Annotated in this window: 3 protein-coding genes; 2 read left to right on the top strand and 1 reads right to left on the bottom strand. The window is 68.7% G+C overall.

Annotated features, from left to right (window positions below; all coding sequences use genetic code 11):
* The first annotated feature begins 274 nt into the window (after nucleotides 1-274).
* A complete protein-coding gene (locus tag MKK65_RS10775) occupies nucleotides 275-814 on the top strand; it encodes an AAA family ATPase (RefSeq protein ID WP_243957614.1) in 540 nt (179 codons plus the stop codon).
* Between the two features lie 104 nt (nucleotides 815-918).
* Here the strand turns inward: MKK65_RS10775 and MKK65_RS10770 are convergent, their stop codons facing one another.
* Nucleotides 919-2,205: a glycosyltransferase gene (locus MKK65_RS10770; RefSeq protein WP_243957612.1), complete on the bottom strand. Its 1,287-nt coding sequence runs from the start codon at nucleotides 2,203-2,205 to the stop codon at nucleotides 919-921.
* A gap of 543 nt (nucleotides 2,206-2,748) precedes the next feature.
* On the opposite strand from MKK65_RS10770, the gene dnaE reads away from it, so the two are divergent.
* Nucleotides 2,749-6,264 (top strand): DNA polymerase III subunit alpha, encoded by a 3,516-nt coding sequence (gene dnaE, locus MKK65_RS10765; protein ID WP_243957610.1) that lies wholly within the window; start codon nucleotides 2,749-2,751, stop codon nucleotides 6,262-6,264.
* The last annotated feature ends 106 nt before the right edge of the window (nucleotides 6,265-6,370 follow it).

Raw genomic sequence — 6,370 nt, 5'->3', positions numbered from 1 at the left:
CGGCCGCCTGACAGCACGGCAAGGAGATTTTTCCAGGTTGCGAGGACGATGAGAGTTGATGGCGAACCGGTCAGACCGGGAGCCGGGACACCCCGCCGAACGTCCAGGGCGTCATAGCCCGCAAAGCAGAGTGGGACCCAGCTCACGGATACCATCAGGGCCAGCGGTCACATGAACGACTGCATCAACAGGCCGGACACAAGACTGCACCCGACCCACGCGTCAGAAGCTCAATTCGCCCCTTGCAATGCGGGAGCCATCCACACAGGACGTCATGAGCAACGATCTCGCGGGGCGACACCATGTGGTGCTCTCCGGATGCTCGGGCGGGGGCAAGTCCACCCTGTTGGCCGAACTCGCGCGCCGCGGATTTCCGACCGTCCCCGAGCCAGGACGCCGGATCGTCGAAGACGAACGACGCGGCGCAGGAACCGCGCTTCCCTGGGTCGATCTCGCAGCGTTCGCCCGGCGGGCGATCGAAATGGCTTCCCGGGACCGGGAGGAGACGGCGTCCTCGACCGGCTGGGTTTTCTTCGACCGAAGTCTCGTCGATGCGGTCGTAGCCCTCCGGCATGCGACCGGCGCGTCAATCCCGCTCGAGTCGCACGAACGCTATCATTCCAAGGTGTTCCTGGCGCCGCCCTGGCCGGACATCTACGTCGCCGACAGGGAGCGCCCGTATGACCTGGACGGTGCGATCGCCGAGTATGATCGCCTGTTCGCGTCCTACGGCGACCTCGGCTACGAAACGATCCTTCTGCCGAAGGTCAGTGTTGTCGAGCGAGCGGATTTCGTTCTGCATCACCTGCGTTGACCGGCTGAAACGGACCCTTTCGTGACGCGGCGCAGCGGCCGGACCGCTTCGGCATCGTCGAAATCGACAGGCCGATGCGCCATCACCGGACGCCCACCAAACCCTCAACGGCGGCTGGCCCTCGTGGCTTTCGAAGCGGATCCGCGCTCGACAGCCAGAAACGCCAGTTCCTCGACGCGGTCGCAGGCCGCGATGATCGGGTCGGGACTTTTGGCCATGCGCGCCTTGGCCTGGGCACAGGCGTGCGCCACCGCCGGATCGTTCAGCAGCCGGCCCAGGATCCGGGCAGCCCGGGCCGGTCGGAAGGCGCGGCGGCTCAAGGTGGCCCCCAGCGTCCGGTCCTTGAGGCGGCGCCCCTCGTCGAAATGGTCGAACGCGACCGGAACGACGAGCTGCGGGATGCCCGCCGCCAGGGCCTGCGCCACCGTGCCGACACCGCCGTGATGGATCAGCGCCGCGCTGCGCGGCAGCAGCGCGCTCAAGGGCGCGTAGGGCAGCTGAATGATCCCGGGGGGCAGCGGCTTCGGAATCTGGCCGTCCTGGGGCGCGAGCAGCACGGCACGTCGGCCCATCCGGCGGCAGATGGCCAAAGCGGTCGCGAAGAACGGGGCGCCCTGGCGCATCGCCGAGCCGTAGGTGAACACGAGCGGCGCGTCGCCCGCGGCCAGGAAGGCTTCAAGCTCCGGCGCCATCGCCGGTACGTCGCCGAACCGGTCGACCAGCGGGAAGCCGAGCTGCACTGCTTGGGCCGGCCAATCCGCCTGGGGCGCGGCGTACCAGTCCGGGAACATCAGCAGCATGCGGGTCGGGCTGTTCCACCAGTGCCGCAGCCGGATCACCGGATCGAGACCCAGGCGCTGACGCAGCGCGTTCAGGGGCGGCAGGGTGAACGGACCGACCGCCATCTTATCGGCGCCCTGGTTGAGCCAAGCGCGCCATGACGCCGGCAGGATGCGTGGCAGCGGCAGCCCCGGCAGCCGCGGCGGATCGGACCGGCTCTCGATCAGGAACGGCATGACATGCAGCGTGGCGGACGGGATGTCGTAGAGCTCCTGCGCAAGCCGCGCCCCCCAAGCCAGCGGCGAGGCGACCACGATCTGCTCGACTCCGCGCGCCCGCGTTGCCCCGAGCCAGAGGCAGGTCGTCTCGGCCACCCCCATGGCGAAGTCGAACATCGGCCGGAAGCCCCAGCGCGGATGCCAGAGCTCGGGCTGGCCGATCACGGCCTCGTAATCGGCAGCCGTGCCGAGGGGCTGGAAGAAGAGGCCGGCGCGGCGCGCCATCGCTTCGAACGGTGCCGGTGCCGCCAGCGTGACGCCGTGGCCGCGGGCCAGAAGCCTGTGCCCCAACGCGATGAACGGCAGCACGTCGCCATGCGTCCCGATGGCCACGAGCGCGACCTGAATCCGTCCGGCAAGATGTTGCGCGGGAATAGCCTGCTCCTTCGACCCCGCCGGTCAAATAACGAAAGCCCTATAAACCGGGGGCATGCCAGCCCGCCTGATCTGCATCAAGCCACTATTTGTTTACTATGATTTAAAGCCGCAGGCACCGCACAGCCATGGGCCTCTTCCATCAGAACGAAACATGAACATAATGGGGGACGAACACGGGAGGCACGACGATGCTGAAGCGGTTGGTCCTGACCGGAATGGTCGAGTTCATGGCGTTCGGGATGCTGTTCGCGGCGGTCGGCGCCTGGGCGATAGCGTTGGCACCGATCCGTTAGCCGGCGTTTTCGTTTGGGCGCCGGGTTCCCGCCTGAAACGGCTTATGCACAGGCGATCGGCCCCGCGGAGCCGATTGTCCACAGGGGGTGGCCGAACTGGTGCGCCCGGAGCACGACCGGTGGATATCGTCCGGTTCGGCGGCGCCATACGTCGACTTGGAAAGGCCGAACGGGGATGTTGGGCGACCCCGGATCAAGGTCGGCCATGCCACGCCAGCTCAAGGAGGTCGGATTCGTCCACCTCCACGTTCATTCGTCCTATTCCCTCTTGGAAGGCGCGCTCAAGGTCGGGTCCCTGGTCAAGGCCGCGGTCGCGGACCGGCAACCGGCCCTGGCGCTCACCGACACCAACAACCTGTTCGGTGCGCTGGAATTTTCCGAGAAGGCGGCGGGGGAGGGCGTCCAGCCGATCGCCGGCGTGCAGCTCTCGGTGGCGTTCGAGGCCCCGGACCCGCACCAGCGCAATGCCCCGACCAGCCATGGCGTCGTGCTGCTGGCCCAGGACGAGACCGGCTACGCCAACCTGCTGCGGCTGGCGAGCCGGGCCTATTTCGACACCGCACTCGGCGAGGCGCCCCGGGTCGATGCCGCCGCCCTGGCCGAGGCCGGGGCCGGTTTGATCGCGCTGACCGGCGGCCTGTCCGGTCCCCTCGATGCCGCGTTCCGGGCCGGGCGGCCCGAGCTGGCGCTGAGCCGCCTCAGGCAGCTCAAGGCGGCCTTCGGCGAGGACCGGCTCTACATCGAGATCCAGCGCCACGGTACGCCCGAGGAGGGGCGGATCGAGACGGCACTTCTGGACCTCGCCGGGCGTCACGGCCTCGGGATCGCGGCGACCAACGAGCCGTTCTTCGCCAAGCCCGACGATTACGACGCGCACGACGCGTTGCTCGCCATCGCGGACGGGCGGCTGGTCTCGGACGAGCGCCGGCGCCGGGTCACCCCGCGCCACGCCTTCAAGACCCGGGCCGAGATGGCCGAGCTGTTCCGCGACCTGCCGGACGCGCTCCAGGCCACGGTCGAGATCGCCATGCGCTGCGCCGTGCGGGCGCGGACGCGCAAGCCGATCCTGCCGAATTTCGGCTCGGTGGCGGCGGGCGAGACCCCGCCCATGGCCGAGGCCCTGGCGGCGGCGGCCGACGCGCCCGTGCAGGCCGTGGCGGCCGACGAGCCGACCGAGCTGCGCCGCCAGGCCGAGGCCGGGCTGGAGCTGCGGCTGAAGCAGCACGGCACGGCGCCGGGCTTCTCGGAGGACGATTACCGCAAGCGCCTCGCCTTCGAGCTCGACGTCATCGTCACGATGAAGTTCCCGGGCTACTTTCTGATCGTCTCCGACTTCATCAAGTGGGCCAAGGATCACGACATCCCGGTCGGCCCGGGCCGCGGCTCCGGTGCCGGCTCGCTGGTGGCGTGGTCGCTGCTGATCACCGACCTCGACCCGCTCCGCTTCGGCCTGCTGTTCGAGCGGTTCCTCAACCCCGAGCGCGTCTCGATGCCGGATTTCGACATCGACTTCTGCGTCGAGGGCCGCGAGCGCGTGATTCGCTACGTCCAGCAGCGCTACGGCGAGCGGCAGGTCGGGCAGATCATCACCTTCGGTACGCTGCTCGCCCGCGGCGTGCTGCGCGACGTCGGCCGCGTGCTGGAGATGCCCTACGGGCAGGTCGACAAGCTGACGAAGCTGGTGCCGCAGAACCCGGCCAACCCGGTGACGCTCGCCCAGGCCATCGAGGGCGAGCCCAAGCTCCAGCAGGCCATGGAGGAAGAGCCGATCGTCGCCCGGCTCATCGACATCGCCAAGAAGCTCGAGGGCCTGCATCGCCACGCCTCGACCCACGCGGCCGGCGTGGTGATCGGCGACCGGCCCCTCGAGGAGTTGGTGCCGCTCTACCGAGACCCGAAGACCGGGATGCGGGTGACCCAGTTCAACATGAAGTGGGTCGAGCAGGCCGGCTTGGTGAAGTTCGATTTCTTGGGACTTAAAACCCTGACGATGCTGCGGTGCTGCACCGATCTGCTGAAGCAACGCGGCATCACGATCGACCTGGCGAGCCTGCCGCTCGATAACGAAGATACTTACAAGCCGATGGGCCGGGGCGAGACGGTCGGGGTGTTCCAGGTGGAATCCGCCGGCATGCGCAAGGCGCTCTGCGAGATGCAGGCCGACCGGTTCGAGGACATCATCGCGCTGGTGGCGCTCTACCGGCCGGGCCCGATGGCCAACATCCCGGTCTATTGCGAGCGCAAGCTCGGCCGCGACGCCGGCAACGAGGCGTCGTGGTACCCGGATCCGAAGCTGGAGCCGATGCTGAAGGAGACCTTCGGCATCATCGTCTACCAGGAACAGGTGATGGAGATCGCCAAGGTCCTGGCCGGCTACTCGCTCGGCGAGGCCGACATGCTTCGGCGCGCCATGGGCAAGAAGATCCGCGCCGAGATGGACGCGCAGCGGGACCGGTTCCTGAAGGGCTGCGTCGAGCGCGGGCTGGCCAAGGCCAAAGCCAACGAGATCTTCGACCTGCTGGCGAAGTTCGCCGATTACGGCTTCAACAAGAGCCACGCGGCGGCCTACGCCCTGCTGACCTACCAGACCGGCTACCTCAAGGCGAACCACCCGGTCGAGTTCCTGGCCGCCGCCATGACGCTCGACATCGACAACACCGACAAGCTCGCCGAATTCCGGCAGGACGCGCAGCGCCTCAAGATCACGGTCGAGCCGCCCTCGATCAACACCTCCGGCGAGGTGTTCGAGGTGCGCGACGGCAAGATCTTCTACGCGCTCGCCGCCATCAAGGGCGTCGGCCGGGAGGCGGTGCGGGCGCTGGTCGAGGCGCGCGGCGACCGCCCGTTCAAGGACCTCGCCTGCCTGGCCCGCCGGCTCAACCCGCGGATGATCAACAAGCGCACCCTGGAGAGCCTCGTCCAGGCCGGCGCCCTCGACTGCATCGAGCCCGACCGGGCCCGGGCCTTCGCGGCGGTCGAGCCGATGATGAAGCTGGCGCAGGAAGGCGCGAGCTCAGCTGGCGACATCAAGGACATGTTCGGCGGCGTGGTCGCGGACGACGTGTCCCTGCGCATCCCGCCGCACGAGGTCTGGCCGATGGCCGACACCCTCAAGCGCGAATACACGGCGATCGGCTTCTTCGTCTCGGGCCACCCCCTCGACGAGTATGGCGACCTCCTGGACAAGCTGCGGGTGCAGAGCTGGGCCGATTTCTGCCGCTCGGTGCGGGCCGGGACCAGCAGCGTCGGCCGGGTCGCCGCCTCGGTGCTCGACCGGGCGGAGCGGCGCACCAAGACCGGCAACAAGATGGGCATCGTAACCCTCTCGGACCGGACCGCCCATTTCGAGGCGATCATCTTCTCGGAAGGCCTCGGCCAGTACCGCGATATCCTCGAGCCGGGCCGGCCCCTCGTGCTCCAGCTCCAGGCGAACCTGGAGGGCGAGGACGTGCGCGCCCGGATCCTGACCGCGGAACCCCTCGACCACGCGGTGGCCCGCCACCAGAAGGGCATCCGCATCCACTTGAGCGACCCGCGCGGGGTCGCGCCGGTGCAGCAGCGGCTGTCGATGCGGGGGGAGAGCGAGGTCTCGCTGATCCTCAAGCTCGACGGCGGCGGCCGCGAGGTCGAGATCCGGCTCCCGGGCAAGTTCCAGGCTTCGCCCCAGCTCGCCGGCCTGCTCCGGACCGTGCCGGGGGTGGTGCAGGTGGAGGTGAGCTGAGCCTCGTCCGCCGAACCGGGGACGATGTCCCGATCCGAACGGAAGACGCCCCGGGAGCTCATCGCTCCCGGGGCGTCGTCGACCTCACGGCCAGTCTGATCGGGCT

Source organism: Methylobacterium sp. J-001 (genome assembly GCF_022829565.1).
In the GTDB taxonomy this organism is placed as follows: domain Bacteria; phylum Pseudomonadota; class Alphaproteobacteria; order Rhizobiales; family Beijerinckiaceae; genus Methylobacterium.
This window is presented reverse-complemented; position numbering and strand designations above follow the sequence as displayed.